General features: G+C 60.6%; 23 protein-coding genes. 14 read left to right on the forward strand and 9 right to left on the reverse strand.

Features of this window, described 5'->3' with window-relative positions; all coding sequences use genetic code 11:
* The first annotated feature begins 3 nt into the window (after positions 1 to 3).
* The 10 genes from nuoI (at position 4) to WLQ66_RS04195 (ending at position 10,249) form a co-directional block, all read left to right on the forward strand.
* Positions 4 to 498, forward strand: coding sequence for an NADH-quinone oxidoreductase subunit NuoI (gene nuoI, locus WLQ66_RS04150; RefSeq protein ID WP_340545123.1), 495 nt, complete (start codon positions 4 to 6; stop codon positions 496 to 498).
* Positions 495 to 914, forward strand: coding sequence for a carboxymuconolactone decarboxylase family protein (locus WLQ66_RS04155; protein ID WP_340545124.1), 420 nt, complete (start codon positions 495 to 497; stop codon positions 912 to 914). Before nuoI ends, WLQ66_RS04155 begins: the two co-directional genes overlap by 4 nt.
* Complete coding sequence (locus WLQ66_RS04160; RefSeq protein WP_340545125.1) at positions 911 to 1,513, forward strand: NADH-quinone oxidoreductase subunit J; 603 nt, start codon at positions 911 to 913, stop codon at positions 1,511 to 1,513. The genes WLQ66_RS04155 and WLQ66_RS04160 overlap by 4 nt, the downstream gene beginning before the upstream one ends.
* A gap of 4 nt (positions 1,514 to 1,517) precedes the next feature.
* Entirely contained in the window at positions 1,518 to 1,823 is a 306-nt protein-coding gene (nuoK, locus tag WLQ66_RS04165; protein WP_014874166.1) for an NADH-quinone oxidoreductase subunit NuoK, read from the forward strand.
* 6 nt (positions 1,824 to 1,829) lie between these two features.
* Positions 1,830 to 3,962: an NADH-quinone oxidoreductase subunit L gene (nuoL, locus tag WLQ66_RS04170; protein WP_340545126.1), complete on the forward strand. Its 2,133-nt coding sequence runs from the start codon at positions 1,830 to 1,832 to the stop codon at positions 3,960 to 3,962.
* On the forward strand, positions 3,962 to 5,509 hold the full coding sequence (locus tag WLQ66_RS04175) for an NADH-quinone oxidoreductase subunit M (RefSeq protein WP_340545127.1): 1,548 nt from the start codon (positions 3,962 to 3,964) through the stop codon (positions 5,507 to 5,509). The genes nuoL and WLQ66_RS04175 overlap by 1 nt, the downstream gene beginning before the upstream one ends.
* Before the next feature lie 13 nt (positions 5,510 to 5,522).
* The gene (nuoN, locus tag WLQ66_RS04180; RefSeq protein ID WP_340545128.1) at positions 5,523 to 6,962 is read left to right on the forward strand and encodes an NADH-quinone oxidoreductase subunit NuoN; all 1,440 of its coding nucleotides are present in this window, start codon (positions 5,523 to 5,525) and stop codon (positions 6,960 to 6,962) included.
* Positions 6,963 to 7,032: 70 nt separating this feature from the next.
* Complete coding sequence (locus WLQ66_RS04185; protein ID WP_340545129.1) at positions 7,033 to 7,782, forward strand: biotin--[acetyl-CoA-carboxylase] ligase; 750 nt, start codon at positions 7,033 to 7,035, stop codon at positions 7,780 to 7,782.
* Positions 7,783 to 7,803: 21 nt separating this feature from the next.
* Positions 7,804 to 8,592, forward strand: coding sequence for a type III pantothenate kinase (locus WLQ66_RS04190; RefSeq protein ID WP_340545130.1), 789 nt, complete (start codon positions 7,804 to 7,806; stop codon positions 8,590 to 8,592).
* Positions 8,582 to 10,249, forward strand: coding sequence for a ribonuclease J (locus WLQ66_RS04195; protein ID WP_340545131.1), 1,668 nt, complete (start codon positions 8,582 to 8,584; stop codon positions 10,247 to 10,249). The genes WLQ66_RS04190 and WLQ66_RS04195 overlap by 11 nt, the downstream gene beginning before the upstream one ends.
* Positions 10,250 to 10,439: 190 nt before the next feature.
* Here the strand turns inward: WLQ66_RS04195 and WLQ66_RS04200 are convergent, their stop codons facing one another.
* The 7 genes from WLQ66_RS04200 to WLQ66_RS04230 all read right to left on the reverse strand — a co-directional run bounded on the left by WLQ66_RS04200 (position 10,440) and on the right by WLQ66_RS04230 (position 17,572).
* A complete protein-coding gene (locus WLQ66_RS04200) occupies positions 10,440 to 10,706 on the reverse strand; it encodes an RSP_7527 family protein (RefSeq protein WP_340545132.1) in 267 nt (88 codons plus the stop codon).
* A gap of 123 nt (positions 10,707 to 10,829) precedes the next feature.
* Positions 10,830 to 12,383: a DEAD/DEAH box helicase gene (locus WLQ66_RS04205; protein ID WP_340545133.1), complete on the reverse strand. Its 1,554-nt coding sequence runs from the start codon at positions 12,381 to 12,383 to the stop codon at positions 10,830 to 10,832.
* A gap of 179 nt (positions 12,384 to 12,562) precedes the next feature.
* Positions 12,563 to 13,528: a glycosyltransferase family 2 protein gene (locus WLQ66_RS04210; protein WP_340545134.1), complete on the reverse strand. Its 966-nt coding sequence runs from the start codon at positions 13,526 to 13,528 to the stop codon at positions 12,563 to 12,565.
* Entirely contained in the window at positions 13,525 to 14,286 is a 762-nt protein-coding gene (locus WLQ66_RS04215; protein WP_340545135.1) for a hypothetical protein, read from the reverse strand. Before WLQ66_RS04215 ends, WLQ66_RS04210 begins: the two co-directional genes overlap by 4 nt.
* 21 nt (positions 14,287 to 14,307) lie before the next feature.
* Entirely contained in the window at positions 14,308 to 15,915 is a 1,608-nt protein-coding gene (locus WLQ66_RS04220; protein ID WP_340545136.1) for a peptide chain release factor 3, read from the reverse strand.
* A gap of 89 nt (positions 15,916 to 16,004) precedes the next feature.
* The gene (locus tag WLQ66_RS04225) at positions 16,005 to 16,436 is read right to left on the reverse strand and encodes a nuclear transport factor 2 family protein (RefSeq protein WP_340545137.1); all 432 of its coding nucleotides are present in this window, start codon (positions 16,434 to 16,436) and stop codon (positions 16,005 to 16,007) included.
* 167 nt (positions 16,437 to 16,603) lie between these two features.
* A complete protein-coding gene (locus WLQ66_RS04230) occupies positions 16,604 to 17,572 on the reverse strand; it encodes a Hint domain-containing protein (protein WP_340545138.1) in 969 nt (322 codons plus the stop codon).
* Between the two features lie 295 nt (positions 17,573 to 17,867).
* Here WLQ66_RS04230 and WLQ66_RS04235 point away from each other — a divergent pair, with 295 nt between their 5' ends.
* The 3 genes from WLQ66_RS04235 (at position 17,868) to WLQ66_RS04245 (ending at position 21,087) form a co-directional block, all read left to right on the forward strand.
* Positions 17,868 to 18,647, forward strand: a complete 780-nt coding sequence (locus tag WLQ66_RS04235; RefSeq protein WP_340545139.1) for an SDR family oxidoreductase — start codon at positions 17,868 to 17,870, stop codon at positions 18,645 to 18,647.
* A gap of 13 nt (positions 18,648 to 18,660) precedes the next feature.
* A complete protein-coding gene (locus WLQ66_RS04240; RefSeq protein ID WP_340545140.1) occupies positions 18,661 to 19,788 on the forward strand; it encodes a YhaZ family DNA alkylation repair protein in 1,128 nt (375 codons plus the stop codon).
* Between the two features lie 171 nt (positions 19,789 to 19,959).
* Positions 19,960 to 21,087, forward strand: coding sequence for an ABC transporter ATP-binding protein (locus WLQ66_RS04245; RefSeq protein WP_340545141.1), 1,128 nt, complete (start codon positions 19,960 to 19,962; stop codon positions 21,085 to 21,087).
* 10 nt (positions 21,088 to 21,097) lie between these two features.
* Here WLQ66_RS04245 and WLQ66_RS04250 read toward each other — a convergent pair whose 3' ends face one another.
* Positions 21,098 to 21,805: a helix-turn-helix transcriptional regulator gene (locus WLQ66_RS04250; protein WP_340545142.1), complete on the reverse strand. Its 708-nt coding sequence runs from the start codon at positions 21,803 to 21,805 to the stop codon at positions 21,098 to 21,100.
* Between the two features lie 134 nt (positions 21,806 to 21,939).
* Positions 21,940 to 22,248, reverse strand: a complete 309-nt coding sequence (locus WLQ66_RS04255) for a hypothetical protein (protein ID WP_340545143.1) — start codon at positions 22,246 to 22,248, stop codon at positions 21,940 to 21,942.
* A 225-nt stretch (positions 22,249 to 22,473) separates the two neighbouring features.
* On the opposite strand from WLQ66_RS04255, the gene tatA reads away from it, so the two are divergent.
* Complete coding sequence (gene tatA, locus WLQ66_RS04260) at positions 22,474 to 22,692, forward strand: twin-arginine translocase TatA/TatE family subunit (RefSeq protein WP_260080776.1); 219 nt, start codon at positions 22,474 to 22,476, stop codon at positions 22,690 to 22,692.
* The last annotated feature ends 5 nt before the right edge of the window (positions 22,693 to 22,697 follow it).

Here is a 22,697-nt window from a genome sequence, read left to right on the forward strand (position 1 = left end):
TCAATGGCGAACATCGACTACACCCGCGCCGCCAAATACTTCCTGCTGCAGGATTTCTGGGTCGGCTTCAAACTGGGGATGAAGTATTTCTTCGCCCCTAAGGCCACCCTGAACTATCCGCACGAGAAGGGCCCGCTGTCGCCCCGCTTCCGCGGTGAGCACGCGTTGCGCCGCTATCCGAACGGCGAGGAGCGCTGCATTGCCTGTAAACTGTGCGAGGCGATCTGCCCGGCGCAGGCGATCACCATCGACGCGGAACCGCGCGAGGACGGCAGCCGCCGCACCACGCGGTACGACATCGACATGACGAAGTGTATCTACTGCGGTTTCTGCCAGGAAGCCTGCCCGGTGGATGCAATTGTCGAAGGCCCGAACTTCGAGTTCGCCACCGAGACCCGCGAGGAGCTGTTCTATGACAAGGACAAGCTGCTTTCGAACGGGGAGCGCTGGGAAGCCGAGATCGCGCGCAATCTCGAACTGGACGCGCCGTACCGATGAGCGATGCCAAGAACCCATTTGAGGCCATGATGGCCCAGGCCCAGGACATGGCCAAAGCCCTGAACCCGGCGTTGGAGAGCTTCTCTCCCACCGGAGCGTTCAAGGAGTTTGAAGCGCTGTGGCCGACGATGCCGAAGGATGTCATGGAGATGATGTTCGGCAATACCGTCAACAAGGGCGGGCTGGATGCCAAAACCCGGCTGCTGCTGACATTGGCCGGGCTGACAATGCAGGGCGCACAGGCGGATTCAGCCGTGCGCCAGACCGTACGCCACGCCCTGGAGGCGGGCGCTAAGAAACAAGAGATCGTTGAAACGATCGGACAGATGTCGGTGTTTGCCGGCATCCCGGCCATGACCCGCGCGCTGGAACTGGCGCAAGAGGTTCTGGACGCCAAAGGGGACGATGAAACATGAGCGTTTTTGCCTTTTACCTCTTTGCCATCAGCGCCATCACCGGCGGGCTGTTCACGGTGATCAGCCGCCAGCCGGTGCATTCTGTGCTGTGGCTGATCCTGGCCTTTATTTCCTCGGCCGGGCTGTTCGTGCTGCTGGGCGCCGAATTTGTCGCCATGCTGCTGGTCATCGTCTACGTCGGTGCCGTTGCGGTGCTGTTCCTCTTTGTGGTGATGATGCTGGACGTGGATTTTGCCGAGCTGAAAGCAGAGATGGCGCGCTATATGCCGCTGGCGCTGCTCATCGGTCTGGTGATCCTTATGCAGTTCGTGATGGCTTTTGGTGTGTGGGAAACCGCACCGGCGGCGGCCACGCAGCTGGCCCAGCCGATCCCGACTGACCAGCATAACACCGAGGCGCTTGGCCTCATCATTTACGACCAATATTTCCTTCTGTTCCAACTTTCCGGCCTGATCCTGCTGGTTGCGATGATCGGCGCCATTGTGCTGACCCTGCGCCACCGCACCGACGTCAAGCGTCAGGACGTTGTCGCCCAGATGATGCGCGATCCGGCCTTGGCCATGGAACTCAAGGATGTGAAACCGGGGCAGGGGCTTTGAGACAATGATCACACTCGAGCATTATCTAACCGTCGCGGCGACGCTGTTCGTCATCGGCATCTTCGGGCTCTTCCTGAACCGCAAGAACGTCATCATCCTGCTGATGAGCATCGAACTGATGCTCTTGGCGGTGAACATCAACCTTGTGGCTTTCTCCAGCTTCCTTGGGGATCTGGTGGGTCAGGTCTTCACCCTCTTTGTGCTGACCGTGGCCGCCGCCGAGGCCGCTATTGGTCTTGCGATCCTGGTTTGCTTCTTCCGCAACCGCGGCACCATCGCCGTGGAAGACATCAACGTGATGAAGGGCTAAAGCGTCATGGAAACCATCCTTCTCTTTGCCCCTCTGGTCGGGGCGCTGGTCTGTGGCTTTGGCCACAAGATCCTTGGCGAAAAAGTGGCGACCGTGTTCGCCACTGCACTTCTCTTCCTGACGGCGGCGCTGTCCTGGATCGTCTTCCTGACGTTTGATCCCTCTGCGCATGAAAACGGCTATTACACTGTCGAAATCCTGCGCTGGATCCAGTCCGGTAGCCTCGACACGTCCTGGCAGTTCCGCGTTGACCGTCTGACCGCGATCATGCTGATCGTGATCACGTCCGTGTCCTCGCTGGTTCACCTCTACTCCTTTGGCTACATGGATCACGATCCGCAGTGGAAGGACGGGGAGAGCTACAAGCCGCGGTTCTTTGCCTACCTGTCGTTCTTTACCTTCGCCATGCTGATGCTGGTGACAGCCGACAACCTGGTCCAGATGTTCTTTGGCTGGGAAGGTGTGGGCGTTGCCTCCTACCTGCTGATCGGCTTTTACTACCGCAAACCCTCTGCTGGTGCGGCCGCGATGAAAGCGTTCATCGTCAACCGCGTCGGAGACTTCGGCTTTGCGCTTGGTATCTTTGCGCTGTTCTTCCTGACTGGCAGCATCAATTTTGATGACATCTTTGCCGCGACGCCGATGCTGGCGGAAACCCAGCTGACCTTTCTCTGGTCGGAGTGGAATGCCGCCAATCTGATTGCAGTCCTGCTGTTCATTGGTGCCATGGGTAAATCGGCGCAGCTGATCCTGCACACTTGGTTGCCGGATGCGATGGAAGGCCCGACCCCGGTGTCGGCCCTGATCCACGCCGCCACCATGGTGACCGCCGGTGTCTTCCTGGTCTGCCGCATGTCGCCGCTGATGGAGTTCGCACCCGAAGCGACAACCTTCATCACCGTGCTGGGTGCAACCACGGCCTTCTTCGCGGCGACTGTGGGTCTGGTTCAGACCGACATCAAACGCGTGATCGCCTATTCCACCTGTTCACAGCTTGGCTACATGTTCGTGGCCGCTGGCGTCGGCATGTATTCCGCTGCGATGTTCCACCTGTTCACACATGCCTTCTTCAAGGCGATGCTGTTCCTTGGTGCAGGCTCCGTGATCCACGCGATGCACCATGAGCAGGACATGATGAACTACGGTGGTCTGCGCAAAAAGATCCCCTACACCTTTGCGGCGATGATGATCGGCACGCTGGCCATCACCGGCGTTGGTATCCCGCTGACCCACTTTGGCTTTGCCGGCTTCCTGTCCAAGGATGCCATTATCGAGAGCGCCTATGCTGGCGGGTCGATGTATGGTTTCTGGCTGCTGGTCATCGCGGCGGCAATGACATCCTTCTACAGCTGGCGCCTGATCTTCCTGACCTTCTACGGCAAGCCGCGCGGCGACAAGCATACGCATGATCACGCGCATGAAAGCCCGATGGTCATGCTGATCCCGCTGGGTGTGCTTGCCCTTGGTGCGATCTTCTCGGGCATGCTCTGGTATAACAGCTTCTTCGGCCATGCTGATAAGGTTGGCAAATTCTACGGCATCCCAGTGGCAGAAGCCGCGGCACATGGCGATGCGGCAGCGGATTCGGGCCACGGCGCTGATGACAGCCATGCCAGCACGGCGGATGACGGTCACGGCACCGCTGACGCATCCGGTGAGCATCACTATGTATTTGCAGGCCAGCCGGGCGAAGGCGCGCTGTATTTCGGTGCCGACAACACTGTGCTGGATGACGCGCACGCCGCTCCGAAATGGGTGAAAGTTTCGCCCTTTATCGCGATGCTGCTTGGTCTTGGTCTTGCGATCCTGTTCTACATCGTGAACCCAAGCCTGCCGGGCCGTCTCGCCAAGCAGCAGCAGCCGCTGTACCTGTTCCTCAAGAACAAGTGGTATTTTGACGAGCTCTACGATTTTGTCTTTGTCAAACCGACGCTGATGATCGGCCGCTTCTTCTGGAAGCGCGGTGACGGCAAAACCATTGACGGCGCGCTCAACGGTATCGCCATGGGCATCATTCCCTTCTTCACCCGCCTCGCCGGTCGCGCACAGTCGGGTTACATTTTCACCTATGCTTTCTGGATGGTGCTGGGCATTGCTGCCCTGGTTACCTGGATGTCGATCGGCGGAGGAGCGCACTGATGGACAATCTCCTTTCTATTGTCACCTTTATCCCGGCGCTTGCGGCGGCCATTCTGGCCCTGTTCCTGCGCGGCGAGGATGAGGCGGCGCAGCGCAACGCCAAGTCTGTTGCGCTTTTTGCCACCACGATCACCTTCCTGGTGAGCCTTGGCATCTATTTCCAGTTCGACCCCTCCGACACAGGCTTTCAGTTTGTGGAAGAGGCCGAATGGATCTTTGGCCTGAAGTACAAGATGGGCGTCGATGGCATTTCGGTGCTGTTTGTGATGCTCACCACCTTTGTTATGCCGCTGACCATTTTGGCGAGCTGGGGTGTGAACACCCGCGTCAAGGAATACATGATCGCCTTCCTGATGCTGGAGACGCTGATGCTTGGCGTGTTCATGGCGCTGGATCTGGTGCTGTTCTACCTGTTCTTTGAGGCGGGCCTGATCCCGATGTTCCTGATCATCGGCATCTGGGGCGGCAAGGAACGGATCTACGCGTCGTTCAAATTCTTCCTCTACACCTTCTTTGGCTCGGTGCTGATGCTGGTGGCGATGGTCGCGATGTACGCGGATGCAGGCACCACCGATATTGCCCAGCTGCTGACGCACAGTTTCTCGGCCTCCGGCTTTGATCTTCTTGGTGTGCATGTCGTTGGTGGGATGCAGACCCTATTGTTCCTCGCGTTCTTTGCCTCCTTCGCGGTGAAAATGCCGATGTGGCCGGTGCACACCTGGCTGCCCGATGCGCACGTGCAGGCGCCGACCGCAGGCTCCGTGGTGCTGGCGGCGATCCTGTTGAAGATGGGCGGCTACGGCTTCCTGCGCTTCAGCTTGCCGATGTTCCCCGTCGGGGCCGACGTGATGACGGATCTGATCCTGTGGATGTCGGCGATTGCGGTGGTCTATACTTCGCTGGTGGCGCTGGTGCAGTCGGACATGAAGAAGCTGATCGCCTATTCTTCGGTGGCGCATATGGGCTTTGTGACCATGGGCATCTTTGCGGCGAACCAGCAGGGCATTGATGGCGCGATCTTCCAGATGCTGAGCCACGGCTTCATCTCGGCGGCGCTCTTCCTCTGCGTGGGTGTCATCTATGATCGGATGCACACCCGTGACATCGACGCCTATGGCGGCCTTGTCATTCGTATGCCTGCCTATGCGCTGGTCTTCATGTTCTTCACGATGGGCAACGTCGGCCTGCCGGGCACCTCGGGCTTCATCGGGGAATTCCTGACGCTGATGGGCACCTTCCAGAAGAACACCTGGGTCGCAGCAGTTGCCGCAACCGGTGTCATCTTCTCGGCAGGCTATGCGCTGTGGCTCTACCGCCGCGTGGTCTTTGGCGACCTGATCAAGGGCAGCCTCAAGACCATCAAGGATATGACTGCCCGCGAGCGGTTCATCTTTGCACCGCTGGTGGTGATGACCATCCTTCTGGGCGTCTACCCGGCGCTTGTCACCGATATCATCAGCCCGTCGACCGAGGCGCTGATTGCAAACTTCAATGAATCTCTGGCTGCCGCGGACCTGTCCCCGGCGACCCAGATAGCTTCGCACTAAGGGGGCGTGGGCGATGATCCCAGCTGATCTCACCGTTATCCTGCCAGAGATTGTTCTGGCGCTCAGCGCAATGGCGGCGCTCCTTGGCGCTGTCTACACCGGCAAGGACAAACTGGCCCCGGCATTGATCTGGCTGATGGCCGGTCTGATGTCGGCGCTGGCCATCTGGATCGCCACCGGATCCTCGGGCAGCCGCGAGGCATTCAACGGCATGTTCGTCGACGATGGTTTTGCCCGCTTTGCCAAGGTCGCCATCCTGCTGTCGGCCTCTGCCGTGCTGGTCATGGGCCAGGACTACATGTCACGCCGTGGCATGTTGCGCTTTGAGTATCCCATCCTCGTCGCGCTGAGCGCGGTGGGCATGATGGTGATGGTCTCGGCCGGCAACCTGATGTCGCTATACATGGGCCTTGAGCTGCAGTCTCTGGCGCTCTACGTCGTGGCTTCGCTGCGTCGTGACAGTGTAAAATCCACCGAAGCCGGCCTGAAGTACTTCGTGCTCGGCGCGCTTTCGTCCGGTTTGCTGCTCTATGGCGCATCGCTGGTCTATGGTTTTGCCGGGACCACCGACTTTGCCGGTATCTACGCGGTGGCCAAGCATGGTGAAGTCTCCGTCGGTCTGCTGTTCGGCCTGGTCTTCCTGATCTCCGGCATGGCGTTCAAGGTGTCTGCCGTGCCGTTCCACATGTGGACACCTGACGTCTACGAAGGCGCGCCAACCCCGGTTACCGCATTCTTTGCATCGGCGCCGAAGGTTGCGGCCATGGGTCTGTTCGCCCGCGTGCTGCATGATGCATTTGGTCATGCGGTACAGGACTGGAGCCAGGTTGTGGCCCTTCTGTCGCTGCTGTCGATGTTCGTCGGGGCTGTTGCCGCCATCGGCCAGCGCGATATCAAGCGTCTGATGGCCTATTCCTCGATCGCCCATATGGGCTATGCTCTGATGGGCCTCGCCGCTGGCACCGCCTATGGCGTGCAGGCGCTGCTGGTCTATATGGCGATCTATGTCTCGATGAATATCGGCACCTTTGCCTTCATCCTGATGATGGAGAAGGACGGCAAGCCGATCACTGACATTCGCGCGCTCAACCTCTACTCCCGTCGCGAGCCGGGCAAGGCGCTGGCGATGCTGATCCTGTTGTTCTCTCTGGCGGGTGTACCGCCGATGCTGGGCTTCTTCGGCAAGCTTTATGTGCTTAATGCGGCCTATCAGGCGGATATGGCGTGGCTGGCGATTGCCGGTGTGATCGCATCGGTTATCGGCGCGTTCTACTACCTGCGCATCGTGTACTATATGTATTTCGGTGAAGAGGGCGAGGAGCTGGAAACCAACCGCTCGCCGATCCTCTGGGGGTTCCTGATGGCCTCGGCGGCCGTGATGCTTCTTGGGATCATCAACATGTTCGGCATCGAGGGTGCAGCGGCTGCGGCGGCTGCCACGCTGGTCAACTGACGGTTTCGACACAGAACACACAAAGGCCTGGTCTGCGGACCGGGCCTTTTTGCCTTGAAGGGACAGCATCATGAGTGATTGGCCAGAGGGATACGGGCGGAGCCTGCTTGACGAGGTGGACAGCACCCTCGATGAGGCGACGCGACGCGCGCCCACATTGACCGGCCCTGAATGGATCATGGCCAAACGCCAGACAAAGGGGCGGGGGCGCCGTGGCCGTGCCTGGAAGGAGCCCAAGGGGAATTTTGCCGCAACACTCGTCATGCGGCCGGAGGGGCCGCCCGATCAGGTGGCGCTGCGCAGCTTTGTTGCGGCGCTGGCGCTTTATGATGCCTGTGTCGCGCTCTGCGGCGAGACGGCTGGACTTGCACTGAAATGGCCCAATGACGTGCTGCTGAATGGTGGCAAGCTGGCGGGGATCCTGCTGGAAAGCGCGGGGGCCGCCGCCGGTGTGACACATCTTGCGATCGGGATTGGTGTCAATCTGATCGAGACGCCGATGCAGGAATGGCTGGAACCGGGTGCTGTCTGGCCTGTCTCGCTGCTGTCGGAAACCGGGGTCCAGGTCACCCCAGAGGCGTTCCTGACCGCGCTTGCTGTCGCCTATGACCGCTATGAACGACAGTTTGTCACCTATGGGTTCGAGCCGATCCGCACAGCCTGGCTGGCCCGTGCTGCGCGCCTGGGCGAGGTGGTGGTGGCCCGCACCATGAACTCCGAAACCGAAGGCACCTTTGAGACAGTGGACGGCGGCGGCAACCTTGTCCTAAACACCGCCAAGGGCCGTGTCAGCATTCCGGCGGCGGATATCTTTTTCTAGGGCATAGGAACGGGGCAGGTCATGCTTTTGGCAGTCGATTGCGGCAACACCAATACTGTCTTCTCAATCTGGGACGGGGAGAATTTCATCGGCACCTGGCGTACCGCCACCGATTGGCGGCGCACGGCGGATCAGTATTTTGTCTGGCTCAATACGCTGATACGGCTACAGGGGATCGAAGCTGATATCACCGATATGATCATCTCCTCCACGGTCCCGCGCGTGGTGTTCAATCTGCGGGTGCTGGCGGATCGTTACTTCCACACTCGCCCCCTGGTGGTGGGTAAGCCTGACTGCCTGCTGCCGGTTGCGGTGCGGGTTGATCAGGGAACCAATGTCGGCCCGGACCGTTTGGTCAATACAGTCTCCGGGTTTGACAAATATGGCGGCAACCTCATCGTCGTCGATTTTGGCACGGCGACAACCTTTGACGTGGTGGCCGAGGATGGCGCCTATATCGGCGGTGTGATTGCGCCGGGGGTGAATTTGAGCCTGGAAGCCCTACATCAGGCAGCAGCGGCTCTGCCGCATGTGGATATTTCCAAACCCCAGTCGGTGATCGGCACCAATACGGTTGCATGTATGCAGTCAGGTGTGTTCTGGGGATACGTAGGACTGGTGCGCGAAATCTGCGCCCGCATCAAAGCGGAGCGCGACGTGCCGATGAAAGTAATCTCGACAGGCGGGCTGGCGCCTTTGTTCCAGCAAACAGCAGATCTGTTTGACGCATTTGAGGATGATCTCACGATGCATGGGCTACAGATCATACACAAATATAATAAGGATAACGGTCTCGAGGATGAGCACTGAACGTTTAATCTACCTGCCCCTCGGCGGGGCAGGCGAAATTGGTATGAACGCCTATATCTACGGCTACGGCAAACCGGGCAAGGAACGCCTGGTCTTGGTTGATCTTGGCGTTACTTTCCCGGACATGGACAGCACGCCCGGCGTGGATCTGATCATGCCGGACATCAGCTGGCTGAAGGAACGGGCCGACCAGCTGGAGGGGGTGTTCATCACCCACGCCCATGAGGATCACATCGGCGCCGTGGCGCATCTCTACCGTGACCTGAATGTGCCAATTTATGCCCGTGCCTTTACCGCAAATCTGGCGCGCCGGAAGATGGATGAGGCCGGTCTGGACAGCGAAGAGGTGAAAACCGTCTCCGCATGGCCAGAGGTCACCAAACTGGGGCCGTTTACCATCGGCGTTGCACCGATCTCACATTCCATCCCGGAGAGTGGCGGTCTGGTGATCGACACGCCTGCGGGGCGGGTCGTTCACACTGGTGATTTCAAAACCGACCCGACGCCGATTGTCGGCGAGGCGTTTGATCCCGACATGTGGAGCGAGATTGCCAAGGATGGCGTCAAGGCGCTGGTCTGCGACTCCACCAATGTCTTCTCGCTGCATCCGGGCCGGTCTGAGGTCGATGTCGGACCCGAGATCACCCGCCTGGTGGGCGAGGCCGCGGGGATGGTGGTTGCCACCACATTTGCCTCCAATGTCGCGCGGGTGAAAACCCTCGCCGAGGCCGGTCAGCGGGCCGGGCGCTCCATCGTGCTGCTGGGCCGCGCCATGCAGCGCATGATCGAAGCCGCCACCGAAACCGGCGTGCTCAAGGACTTTCCGAAGGTGGTCAGTGTCGAGGCCGCGCAAGAGCTGCCGCGTGAGAACCTGATGCTGATCGTGACTGGTAGCCAGGGCGAACGCCGTGCGGCGTCCGCCCAGCTGGCGCGCGGCAAGTATCGCGGGATCGAGGTGAAGGAGGGCGACCTGTTCCTGTTCTCCTCAAAGACCATTCCGGGCAATGAGCGTGGCGTCATTCGCATCATCAACCAGTTCTCTGAAAAGGGTGTGGATGTGGTCGATGACAGCTCCGGTCTCTACCATGTCTCCGGTCACGCAAACCGCCCCGATCTGGAGCGGATGCACGATATCATCAAGCCGCAGATGCTGATCCCGATGCACGGCGAGCACCGTCACCTGCGCCAGCACGCCCGTCTCGGCGAGGCCAAGGACATTGCCAGCGCGGTTGTGGTCAACGGCATGATGATGGACCTGACCGGTGATCGCCCCAAGGTCGTGGATTATGTCGACACCGGCCGCACCTATCTGGATGGGTCGGTCAAATACGGTGCGCTGGATGGCGTGGTCCGGGACCGGATTCGCATGGCGCTGAACGGCCATGTCGTCGTCACCGTCATTCTTGACGAGGAAGATGAGCCATTGGGCGAACCCTGGTGCGATATCAAGGGGTTGGCCGAGACAGGCCGCTCCAATGCCGCGCTGGTCGAGGTGATGGAAGAGGATCTCAACCAGTTCATCATGCGCGCGGGTGCCAAAACACTGCGCGATGACGACAAGCTGGAAGAAAACCTTCGCCGCGTTGCCCGCCAGACAGCACAGAACGAGATTGGCAAGAAACCGGAAGTTACCGTGGTGGTCAGCCGGATGCGCTGATCGCTTCGGACCAAGTTGATAGACAGGCCCGCCGCAGTTTCTGTGGCGGGCCTTTTTTATGTGCACATCGGCCCTGTGGGCCACAGCCCACGCGCTTTATAGAAAAAGCCCCGGCGGTGGGGCCGGGGCTTTGTTCGGCTGCTAGGGGCAACCGTCAATCTATACTGCGCAGGCGTCGCTGCGGATGGGGTCAGGCGTGCCGGGGGCGCGACAGCAGCGCTGCAAGCTTGCCGGGCAGGCTGACGATCCCACGGCCCAGGCTGCGCAGGAAGGAAGCCATCGCCTGTGCGCGCAGCTCATGTGCGCGGGCTTCGATGGCGCGGATTTCGTCGGCGGTCACAGTGGGGAACTCAAGGTTGTTCATGGCGGCTCTCATCTTGCTTAACTGCGTCTTGTTGCCCTCCAGATAGGCGTTCCTGCCGGGGGCGACATCTGCAAAAATGGGCAATCCTGCCATGCTGCAAGTGCAAAGCTCATGAGAGAAATCGGGCGCTGTTTGCGGTCAGGTTCCTGATCACACATATGAAAAAGGGCTGCCCCAAGAGGCAGCCCTTCGGAATACGACTATGCGGTAGCCAGTTTAGCCGGCGCGGCGCTCGGCAAAGCTGAGTGCGATAAAGCTCGGCATATGGTCGCCCATGCCAACCACATTGTTGCGGTCGTTGCCACCACGTCCCCGGCCGGATTTCTGGTTGCCCTTCTGCCCGGTCTTGGGGGTGGAGGGTTTCTCAGCCGATTTCTGACGGGAGGAAGAGCGGCTATCTCTGCGCTTCTCCTGCTCGCCCTGCGACTGCTCCGGCGTTGCCGCTTTGGCTTCAGCTGTCGGGATATCCTTAGCCTGTGCCTCTGGCGCTGCGGTCTCTTCCTTGGCGGCCGATTCCTTGGCAGCCGATGCACGGGTGGAAGACCTGCGGCTGCGGGTCTTGCGCTCTGTGGTCTCGCCGGTCGCTGCGTCCTTGCTGTCTTTTGCCGCTGGTTCGGCCTTTTTCAGCGGGTTCTCAAGACGCGGGATCTCGTTCTGGACAAGGCGCTCGATATCTTCGAGGTTCCTTTCGTCCTTGGGCACGCAGATCATCATCGCGGTGCCGTTACGGCCTGCGCGACCCGTCCGGCCGATGCGGTGAACATAGTCCTCGGCATGGCTCGGCACATCGAAGTTGAACACATGGCTGACGCTGGGCACATCAAGCCCGCGGGCGGCCACATCAGATGCCACCAGAAAGCGCAGCGACCCTTCGCGGAAGCCTTCCAGCGTCTTGGTGCGCTGGCTCTGATCAAGATCACCGTGGATCGGCGCCGCGTCATAGCCGTATTTCTTCAGCGATTTCGCAACGATATCCACATCCGTCTTACGGTTGCAGAAGATGATCGCATTGGTGCATTTCTCGCCTTCCTGATCAATCAGGTGGCGCAGAAGCTTCCGTTTCTCGCTGCCTTCACGATCGCGGCGCGAGGCTTTGAACAGCACAACACCCTGGGAAATATTCTCAGAGGTGGTTGCCTGCCGCGCCACTTCGACACGCTCCGGGGCGGAGAGGAAGGTATTGGTGATCCGCTCGATCTCCGGCGCCATGGTGGCGGAGAAGAAAAGGGTCTGACGGGTGAAGGGCGTAAGGCCGAAGATGCGTTCGATATCGGGGATGAACCCCATGTCGAGCATACGGTCGGCTTCATCCACCACCATTACCTTGACGTCAGACAGGATCAGCTTGCCGCGCTCGAAATGGTCGAGCAGGCGACCGGGCGTTGCGATCAGAACGTCAACCCCCTTGTCGATCAGCGTGTCCTGTTCCTTGAAAGAGACACCGCCGATCAGCAGGGCCTTCGTCAGTTTCAGGTGTTTGGTATAGGTGTCGAAGTTCTCCGCCACCTGGGCTGCCAGCTCCCGCGTGGGGCAAAGCACCAGGCTGCGCGGCATCCGCGCACGCGCGCGGCCACGCGCCAGCAGAGTGATCATCGGCAAGGTGAACGAAGCCGTCTTGCCGGTGCCGGTCTGTGCGATCCCCAGCACATCGCGCCCTTCCAAGGCGGGCGGAATCGCCCCTGCCTGAATGGGGGTGGGGGTTTCGTAACCCGCTTCCTCAATCGCTTTGAGGACTTTGGGGTTCAGGTTCAGATCTGAAAATTTTGTCATATGCGTCCGTTTTTGCGGACACTGACCTGGCCCGCGCGTGTATGTCAGGGCCGATTCCGCATGGTCTTGCGTCCTATCTCTATCGGCTTGCGCGGGGCATAGCAAAATCCGCTGCAATCGTCAAACGAAGCCGGGTTTTCGGCGCGTATTGATTGAATAACGGGCAAACTCGAAACAGTTTATTCAAATTGCGGGAAATGTTCACGCCGTTTGGCGGTCAGATCCAGCGGGCAGTGGTGGATCATCCCACGCTTTTGCAGCCGTTGATAGATGTCCGGCGCCTCTGCGTTGATTTCGCCAAAGAAACGCTTCAGCCCTTCAGAACCGTGCTCTTCCTCGATCATCGACAGCAGATCATGGGTGTTCAACCCGCCGAGGTTGCGCGAAAACCCGGCAGCCAGACCCGGACGATAAGAGCCCTGCTTGAGCCGGAACCGATAGCTGTCCTGCCAGGCCTCCCAACTCGGGGCGTGGCGATGACAGATCTGCAGGGCGTCCTGCTCCTGCTCGTGCGTGTTTTTTTCACCATGCTGGAACAGGTTGTGGATTTGGAACTGAATGTCAGGCAGGCCGGTGCGGGCGAACAGCTTGCCCGCAGTATGGCTGAGGAACCCGCCTTTCAGGAAGACACCAAATTCGGGATAGATCGCGCGGACCTGCTGTTCGCGGTCGGCTGCACTGGCAATCATGGATTTATACATATCCACCCGCCCAGAAAGCGCTTCCAGCGGGCGCATCCGCAAGACATCGGTTTCAGCGGGCAGGGCAGCCAGTATTTCGCCAATCTGCGGCCTCGCACCTCTTGCCGAGATATGGGGCCAGAGAAATTCATCCACATCTATATGGGCGACCCAATCGGCCTGGATCCGGCCGTAGGCATGGGTCGCATTCATCGTCTGGCGCGCCTGGTGCATCTTCGGGCGTGGTTTCTTGCGCTGGCTCCAGTGGCTGTCGTCGCAGGTGGTGACCCGCACCTTTGGATGTGCTTTCAGATGCGGATAGGCCTCAGGATTCGGCGCATCCAGATAGAGATGAAGCCGATGGGCCCCCAGATCCAGATGATAGGCGGCGAAATTCAGGATGGTCTCTGCATCGGCCTTGATCGTGCTGACGATGCCCCATTTCGGATCGTTGGGCCTGCTCATGATTTGCGGGGTTTCTTGTAACGCTGAATGCGGCCGAAAATGCTGCGGGGATCGTCCATGACCATCCGCAGCATCCGCACACCAAGCGGGCGCAGCACGGCATCGTCCTCGACCTGGCGCCAGAGCCGCGCCAGCATGTGCCGATCCAGATCTCCGTGGGGCAGGTGATAGGGCTTCATGCCAAAGCCGATATCGTCAAGCTTCTTGCCTTTCACCCGAGGAAATCCGCTGTCGGTCGGCCGTCCTGACAGCCGACGTTCGCTATCGTGCAGTGCGATCATGTGAAACAGCATCTGGAGCCCCTGACCACCAAGCCGCTGCTCCATGGTATCCCCATGATCGGCAAAGGTGGCGGCGGCGGAAATCAACCAGCGTGTGGGCAGCTCGGCGGCGAGCATCGCGCCCTGTTCGCGCCAGATCCGCAGAAAGAGGCTGCGCGCTTGCTCTGGCGGATCCCGGCGCCGCAGAATCGCGATGCACAGCGCATGTCGTGCCCAAAGTTCGGGCTGCCCTGCGAACTCGGCTCGCAGGGCCTCCCATTTCCGCGCGATATGCCGACTGGGCAGATCGTCCTCTGGTGACTGTAGTGCGGCCTCGGGCAGGGGGGCGAGCAGCGACGAGAGATCCACATCCACCGGCGGCAGCGCCGACGCCGGATCTATGAAGGGGGTCTCTTTTTTTTCAAGCTGGCGCAGCAGGCTGTAGAACCCGCCAGGATAGGTTTCGTTGTCGATATCCATGGCGGGGTCTGATGTCACCTATGTGTCAGGGTGCTGGTCTTAAACCATCATCTCCTTGGTCGCCGTCAGTTTCAAGTCTGGATAGTCGCGCTCTACACGGTCGATATCCCACTGCAGGCGGGTCAGATAGACCACGTCGCCGTCATGGTCATGGGCAATGTGCTGCTTGTTGGTGTTGATGAATTTATCAAGCGCGGTCTTGTCGCCACTGACCCAGCGGGCCGAGGTGAACTGCGAGGCTTCGAAGCGCACCGGCAGGCCGTATTCCATCTCGATACGGCTCGCCAGCACTTCGAATTGCAGCTGGCCGACCACACCCACGATAAAGCCGGAGCCGATTGAGGGTTTGAAGACCTTTGCGGCACCTTCCTCGGCAAATTGCATCAGCGCCTTTTCCAGGTGCTTGGCCTTCATCGGGTCACCCGCGCGCACCCCCTGCAACAGTTCCGGCGCAAAGGACGGAATGCCGCTGACACGCAGCGCCTCTCCTTCGGTCAGCGTGTCGCCGATGCGCAGCTGGCCGTGGTTCGGGATGCCGATGATGTCTCCAGCCCAGGCTTCCTCGGCCAGCTCGCGGTCAGAGGCCAGGAACAAAACCGGGTTGGAGATGGCCATCGGCTTCTTTGAGCGCACATGGGTCAGCTTCATACCGCGTTTGAAATGGCCCGAGGCCAGCCGGACAAAGGCCACACGGTCGCGGTGCTTGGGATCCATATTGGCCTGCACCTTGAATACAAAACCGGCAACCTTCGTCTCATCCGGCGCAATCTGGCGCGGCAGCGCCGATTGTGGCTGCGGCTCGGGTCCGTAGGTGCTGATGCCATCCATTAGTTCCTTCACGCCAAAGGAATTGATCGCCGAGCCGAACCAGATCGGCGTCATATGCCCCTCAAGCACCGATTGCGGATCCAGTGCAGGCAGCAGCTCGCGGGCCATTTCGACCTCTTCCAGCAGCTTCTCAAGCAGATGTGCAGGCACATGCTCGGCCAGCTTGGGATCGTCCAACCCCTCAATCGCGATGCTTTCGGCGATCTTGTTGCGATCCGCGCGGTCCATCAGTTCCAGCCGGTCGCGCAGCATGTCGTAACAACCGATGAAATCACGGCCAACGCCGATCGGCCAGCTGGCGGGCGTCACGTCAATCGCAAGGTTCTGCTGGATCTCGTCGATGATCTCAAAGGTGTCCCGGCTCTCCCGGTCCATCTTGTTACAGAACGTCAGAATCGGCAGGTCGCGCAGTCGGCAGACCTCAAACAGCTTCTGGGTCTGGCTTTCCACACCCTTGGCACCGTCGATCACCATCACCGCCGCGTCCACCGCCGTCAGCGTGCGATAGGTATCTTCCGAGAAATCGGAGTGACCGGGTGTGTCCACCAGATTGAAGCGGTAGCTGTTGTAGTCAAACGACATGGCCGAGGCTGAGACGGAGATCCCGCGGTCCTTCTCCATCTGCATGAAGTCCGACCGCGTGCGCCGTGCCTCGCCTTTTGCGCGCACCTGACCTGCCATCTGAATAGCACCGCCATAAAGCAGGAACTTTTCAGTCAGCGTGGTTTTGCCGGCATCCGGATGCGAAATGATCGCAAAGGTGCGGCGCCGGGCAATTTCAGCCGGCAGGTCGGGGCGGTTTGGGACGATATCGAGCATGAGCGCGCGTATATCAGGATGGCGGGCCGAGGCAAGAAAAACAGGGCGACAGCCGTTGCGTCGCGGTCCTGATAGCTGAGACCTGCTGTTTACTCCCAGACCAGCGTCTGCCCTCCAAGGCAGGCCGGCATGGCATCTGGCGGCAGCTGACCCAGCTGTTCAAAAAAGGTGAAGGCATCGAACTTGGAACTCAGCTCGGCGATTTTGCCGTCCGTAAACCGAATCATCATGATCCCCTCGGCACTGACCGGCGTCATCCCGTCCGGGCCATCAGAGGTCAGCAGATAGCGTGTCGAGGTCCAGTCGCCATCCTCGATATACTGCAGAATTTGAACGCGGAATTTGCCCGCAAGCTTGTGAACGACGTCAATCAGGACAGGATAGTCCTGACGTGGATTGGGGAGCCCGTCGAGCAGTTCGGTCGTATCCAGAGAGGGGGCCAGCATCTCGGCAAACGCGGCCATGTTGCGTTTCTCCCAGACCTCGAAAAACCAGCGCTGCACCAGTTGCTGTTTTGTCATCGTCAGGCAAAGTCCCATAGAGTCCATAAGGAGAGAATTCCCCATATGGTTGAATTGTGGGGGCAATTCTATCAGGAATCGTAAACTCGCTTCGCCTCTCGCCCAGTTCCCGGGCATCTATTGCGGCCCCGCACATCCCGGCGCGAAGGGGCCATATACCAGCGTGTTTACATCGGGCGCGGCTCCAGTCCCGAGATGCGCGGTGGTTGACCGGGGATCAGGCCCGGCGTGCGGATCAGCTTCTCCTGCGGCAGCGCAGCCCGTGTCAGCGGATCAAGCAGCAGGCTCTCAGCGGCGATCCCTTCGGCAAAGATGATCTGGTGGCGATCAAACAGCAGCTGGAAATAGTCGATGAAGCCGCCGGTTCGTTTGACAATGTCGATGCCATTGACCAGTTCGCGTGCGCGCACCAGCTGATCTGGTCGGCCACGGCGGCGACCTTCGCGACAGCGATGCACCAGCAACCGGTGGTCCGGGCTGACAAGCAGGTCATTTGCGTTGTTGAGCGCCCCGGCCCGGATCAGGATCGGAGCCATTTCTCCAACCGCACGGCTGGTGCATTGGCCGATCCAACGCACCACTTGGGCACCGGCATCGCGGGTCAGAACCCGGTCGCCTACCTGTAGATCCTCAATTGGTCGCTGGGCGCCGGTGTCTAGGGTGATATGTGTTCCGCGCGTGAAGGAGACACAGGCCAGCTGTGCAAGCCGCTGGCGCGTGCCCTCGCGGGTCTTGCGCACAAGGGTATAGCCGGTCTGCGGCAGCAAGGGGGCAAGCGGCAGCAGATAGATCGCCGCGATCAACCCGTCGTCATCGACCTCAACCACCACCAGCGCCTCCACATTGGCGCCGATATCCGGCATCAGCGTTAACAGGCAATCCAGATGCAGCCGGGCACCGGGTGCACCGGTTGCGCTGTCCTGACCAAGAACAAGCTGCCCGTCCGCGCGTGCGGTCAACGACAATTGGCGCGGTGGCGCGTCGCGCACCAGCTGATAGACGTCGTCCAGATGCAGGTCATCATATACCCCAAGCCCATCGCCCATATTCGCGCCCATCTCGACGCAGAAATCGGCGGCAGGAAAAACAGCAAGAATCTGGGCGGCAACGGGGCTCTGATGCAGCTGTGTCAGCATGAATAACCTAACCAGTATCGTGTGCGCATCCTGCGCGTATGACCTTCTATCTTGCGGCGAAATGTGGCGAGATGCGGACCAGAGCGGGGTGGTTTTGCGAAGCCGCAGGGGGAAACTGCCAAAGCCGGCAGGGCAGGGGACGACCACCGGGTCGCCGATGGCATCGGGGCTGGTCAATCCCGGGGCGAGTGTGCAAGCTTCGGGCAACAGAACAGATGCGTGATCCGGCCCGCCACATCAGCCCATCGGGCAGCTGACAGGCGGACGACGACGCGCCGTAACAGGGAGAGATCTGATGGATTTGGGATTGTCGGGAAAGCGGGCGTTGGTCTGTGCCAGCAGCAAGGGGCTGGGGCTGGGCTGTGCTGAGGCTCTGGCCGAGGCGGGCGTGGATCTGGTGATGAACGCGCGCGGCGAAGAGGCGCTTCTGGCGTCAGCCCAGTCGATCCGCGATGTGCATGGTGTCAATGTCGAAACCATTGCTGCTGACATCACCACCGAGGCAGGGCAGGCCGAGGTTATCGCCGCGGCAGAGGGCGTCGATATCCTTGTCACCAACGCGGGCGGGCCGCCACCGGGCATGTGGTCCGATTGGGGCCGTGATGATTTCATCAGGGCGCTGGATGCCAACATGCTGACGCCGATCGCGCTGATCAGGGCGCTGGTCCCCGGCATGATGGAACGCGGATGGGGCCGTGTCGTCAACATCACCTCACAGTCGGTGAAGGCACCGATAGCGGTTCTGGGCCTCTCCAATGCGGCGCGCACCGGGCTAACCGGCTATGTGGCAGGCACCTCGCGCCAGGTCGCGTCCAGGGGCGTGACCATCAACAATCTGCTTCCCGGCATCCATGCCACTGACCGCGCGGTCTCGCTGGATACGGGCGTGGCCCAGCAACAGGGGATATCGCTTGAGGAAGCGGCCGAACAGCGCGCCGCCAGCATTCCCGCCGGGCGCTACGGCACGCGGCAGGAATTTGGCGCCACCTGCGCCTTTCTCTGCTCCCAGCATGCGGGTTTTATCATTGGCCAGAACATCCTGTTGGATGGCGGCGCCACCAATATGACCATTTGATGGGGGCGGCAACGTGGCATCCGGTTTTTCGCTGAAGGATCAGTTGTTTAATCTTGAGAAGACCCGCTATCTCGCGGGTCTCTTTGCGGCGGCGGACCCGGGGTTTGAAGCGGACAGATTTGTGTCCGAGGTGATGGCGGATCTGCCCGATCTGGAGCTGAAGCAGCGCATCGCGCTGATTGCCGATGTGCTGGCCCGCCACCTACCGGAGGATCTGGAGGCCGCAGCACCGGTGTTGCGGCGCGCCTTGCCACCGCCGCTGGACCCAAGCCTGAGCGATGATGACTTCGGTGATTTCATATTTGCGCCTTTGGGGGAATTTGTGGTGCTGCGCGGGCTGGACCAGGCGCCGGAGCTGTCGTTGCAGCTGCTCCGCGACATCACGCAGCGGTTCTCGATGGAATGGGCGATACGTCCCTTTTTGACCCGCTGGACCGATCTGACTCTGGCAGAGATGCAGCACTGGGCCACGAGCGACAATTATCATGTCCGCCGTCTGGTGAGCGAGGGCACCCGTCCAAGGCTGCCCTGGGGGCAGTCGGTACCGCTGTCTCTTGCGCAGCCGTTGCCGCTGTTGGATCAGCTTCACGCAGATCCCACCCGCTATGTCACCCGCTCGGTCGCCAACCACCTGAATGACATCTCGAAAAAGGAACCGGAACTGGTGCTGGACCGGCTACGCAGCTGGCAGGCGGCCGACCGGCAGCGCCCGGAGGAGCTGGCCTGGATCACGGCCCATGCCCTGCGGGGTCTCGTCAAAGAGGGTCATACAGGCGCCATGCAGATGCTGGGCTATGATCCCGAGGCCGCCGTCAAGGCGACGCTGGCGCTTGCCAAGGAGCCGGTCCATATCGGCGGAGCCCTGCAATTTGACTGCCATCTGGACGGCGCCCCCGGCGCCCCTGTGCTGGTGGATTATCGCCTGCATTTCCAGCGGCCCGGAGGCAAGGTCTCGGCGAAGGTCTTCAAACTGAAACAGACGGCGATCTCCGATGGCGGCACCCGTCTCAGCAAGCGCCATCCGCTGAAAGCCGGTGCCAGCACCTTTACGCTGGTGCCGGGGCCGCATCGGCTGGAGTTGCTGGTCAATGGCCGGGTGCGGGATGATCTCACCTTTGATCTGCTGGAGCCTATGAGCTAGCAGTCCGCCCTCGGTTTACCCTCTGCCAGCCGCCCCTCCGTCAGCGGTGAGTTTGCCCGATCCAAAGCGCGATCTGTCGCGCCGCGCCCCGTTCCCTTGCATGGGGGCAGCGGGGTTGATATCTGCGAGCTAAACCAGATCGTTTTGATCAGAAACCAGTTACGAGGTCGCATGACATCTGCCCCCCTTGATCCGATGGTTGGCACCGATAGACCCGCCGTGACCGCACCACGTCTGGAGATCCGCAACCTGCGGCGCTTCTTTGACGGGCGGGCGGTGGTGGATGACGTGTCGCTACAGATCCAGGCCGGTCAGGTGACCTGTCTTCTGGGGCCTTCGGGCTGTGGTAAATCCACCACTTTGCGGATGATTGCCGGCGTCGAGATGCAGGACAGCGGCGAGATTTACGTCGATGGCAAGCTGATCTGCGACACCGTGTTCCGCGTTCCGCCCGAACGCCGGGAAATCGGGCTTATGTTTCAGGACTTTGCCCTGTTCCCGCATCTGAGCGTGGCCGACAATGTCGCCTTCGGACTGAAGGGCAGCAAGGACGAGAAACGCCTCCGGGTGCAGGAGCTGCTGCAGAAGGTGTCGCTGTCGCAATATATCGACGAATTCCCCCATCAGCTGTCGGGCGGCGAACAGCAGCGGGTGGCCCTGGCCCGCGCGCTGGCGCCCAAGCCGCGCATCATGCTGATGGATGAGCCGTTCTCCGGGCTGGACAATCGCCTGCGCGACGGCATTCGCGACGAGACCCTGACATTGCTGAAGGAAGAGGATGCTGCCGTCCTGCTGGTCACCCATGAGCCGGAAGAGGCGATGCGGATGGCTGATGAGATTGCGCTGATGCGGTCCGGTAAGATCGTGCAGCAGGGGGCGCCCTATAATGTCTATACCCGTCCGGTCGATCGTGCGGCGGTGGGGTTCTTCAGCGACACCAATGTTCTTCATGCCGAAGTGAACGGCGCTCTGGCCGAAACGCCCTTTGGTCAGTTTCTGGCGCCGGGCGTGCCTGATGGCACCAAGGTCGACATCGTGTTCCGCCCCCAACATCTGCGCATTGATTTTGATCGGAACGGGCGCGGCCCGCACCCGACCCCCAGCGACGGGGTAGCCGCGCGCGGCGTGGTCGAGCGGGCGCGCTTTCTAGGGCATGAGAGCCTGGTTGAATTTCGCATGGATTTCGATGGCAGCGTGCTGAAGGCGACTGTGCCCAATGTATTCCTGCCGGATGCAGGCCGGGTGATGTGGCTCACGGTTCGGCGCAACCGCTGCTTCGTCTTCCCGACCGGCAGCTGAGCTATATCCATCAGCCGGTCGTTGGCCCCGCAGCGGCATCGGACGTGTCGGCATAGGGCTGGTAGTCCATCAACCGTTTGCCCGGCTCATCCACGAACAGCTCGGGCAGGGGTTTGGCCGCCTCGATCAGGTCGACACGGAATACCCGGAAATCGCCACGCGTTTCGCACCAGGCCGTCAGCGTCCAGACCCGGCCCCAATATTCCATATGCAAGGGGCGGATGACGCGCTCTGTCAGCGTCTCATCAATGCGGCGATAGGTCAGATGCAGCTTCTGGCGGGCCTTTATCGCGGCCCGCAAGGTTGGCATCTGCGTAAAGCCCCGCGCAGCATCGGCAAAGGGGTAGACGGCAAACTTCCACGCATCCGCCTCGGCGATGGTGCCTTCGGGCAGCACCGCGTCCACCTTGGCGGCCAGCCTCTCGGCGGCGGCCTTCAAATCCGGATCGGCGGCCTCGGCCACAATCGCCATGCCCAGGTTCAGCGCCTCCAGCTCCTCCGCAGTCAGCGTCAGCGGCGGCAGCGTGATCGCTTCGCGCACCATATAGCCGACCCCTCTTGCGCCCTCCACCGGGACACCGCTGGCAACCAGCGTATCCATGTCGCGGTAGATCGTCCGGGTCGAGACTTCCAGCCGTTCGGCGATATCCTGTGCGCGGTGCAATTTCCCGTCGCGCAGGATCTGGATAATATCAAAGAGGCGATCAGTACGGCGCATGATCTAGCCTTGGAACGGCGCGGGGAGGAGGTCAAGGCCCGACACCACGCGCAGTGATTGACGCCCCCCGCCGGATAGAGGGCGGATGCAGCGCATCCACCCTCCGTACTTGACCTGAGCCTGGCTCGCGCCCCTCAGGAGGCCATGCTCCACTGTACCTCCTCATGACGCATCTGCGCAGTGCCCTCAGCAATCGCCTGCATCAGGCTGGCGCAGAAGTCCTGCTTGTGGAACTCAGCCGCGACCGACTTGGCGGTTTCCATGTCTGCCCAGATGACATAATCGGTCCAGCGCCCGTCCTCGCCGCAACTCAGCTGTCGGTGAACAAATCCGGGCTGGGCGCGAACGAAGGATTCGCTGGCCTGGCTCAGCACGATGAAATCCGCCTCGCTCACACCTTCGGCCAGTTTGAAGGTCACAATCTCTGCAACATGTTTGCTCATCACGTCTCTCCTTGAATGCTGTGATGGGGGTGGTGTAGAGCAGTCCAACTGACATAAACCTGTCAGTTGTGTTTTCAGCAGCGCGCAAAAATGCAGTTTTGTGCGGAATCCACGCCCCTGCCGATGTCTCACCGCTTTTCCCGCCGGGGGCTCGGCGCTTAAAAACAGGTCAAACAACAACGCAGACCGTCTCCCGGCGGATCTGCCGCAGAAGGAGACGCTCTCATGCTTAACAATATCGGCCTTCCCGGCCTGCTGCTCATCGCCGTCGTGGTTCTGGTCCTCTTTGGCCGCGGCAAGATTTCCTCGCTGATGGGTGAGGTCGGCAAAGGCATCACCGCCTTCAAAAAGGGCGTGAACGACAGCACCAAGGAGCTGGAAGAAGAGACCACCGCCGAGACCGCGCGCGACGTGACGCCCGAGACCGAAAAAGACAAGGTCTAAGCCGC

It is taken from the genome of Phaeobacter sp. A36a-5a (assembly GCF_037911135.1).
In the GTDB taxonomy this organism is placed as follows: Bacteria; Pseudomonadota; Alphaproteobacteria; order Rhodobacterales; family Rhodobacteraceae; genus Phaeobacter; species Phaeobacter bryozoorum.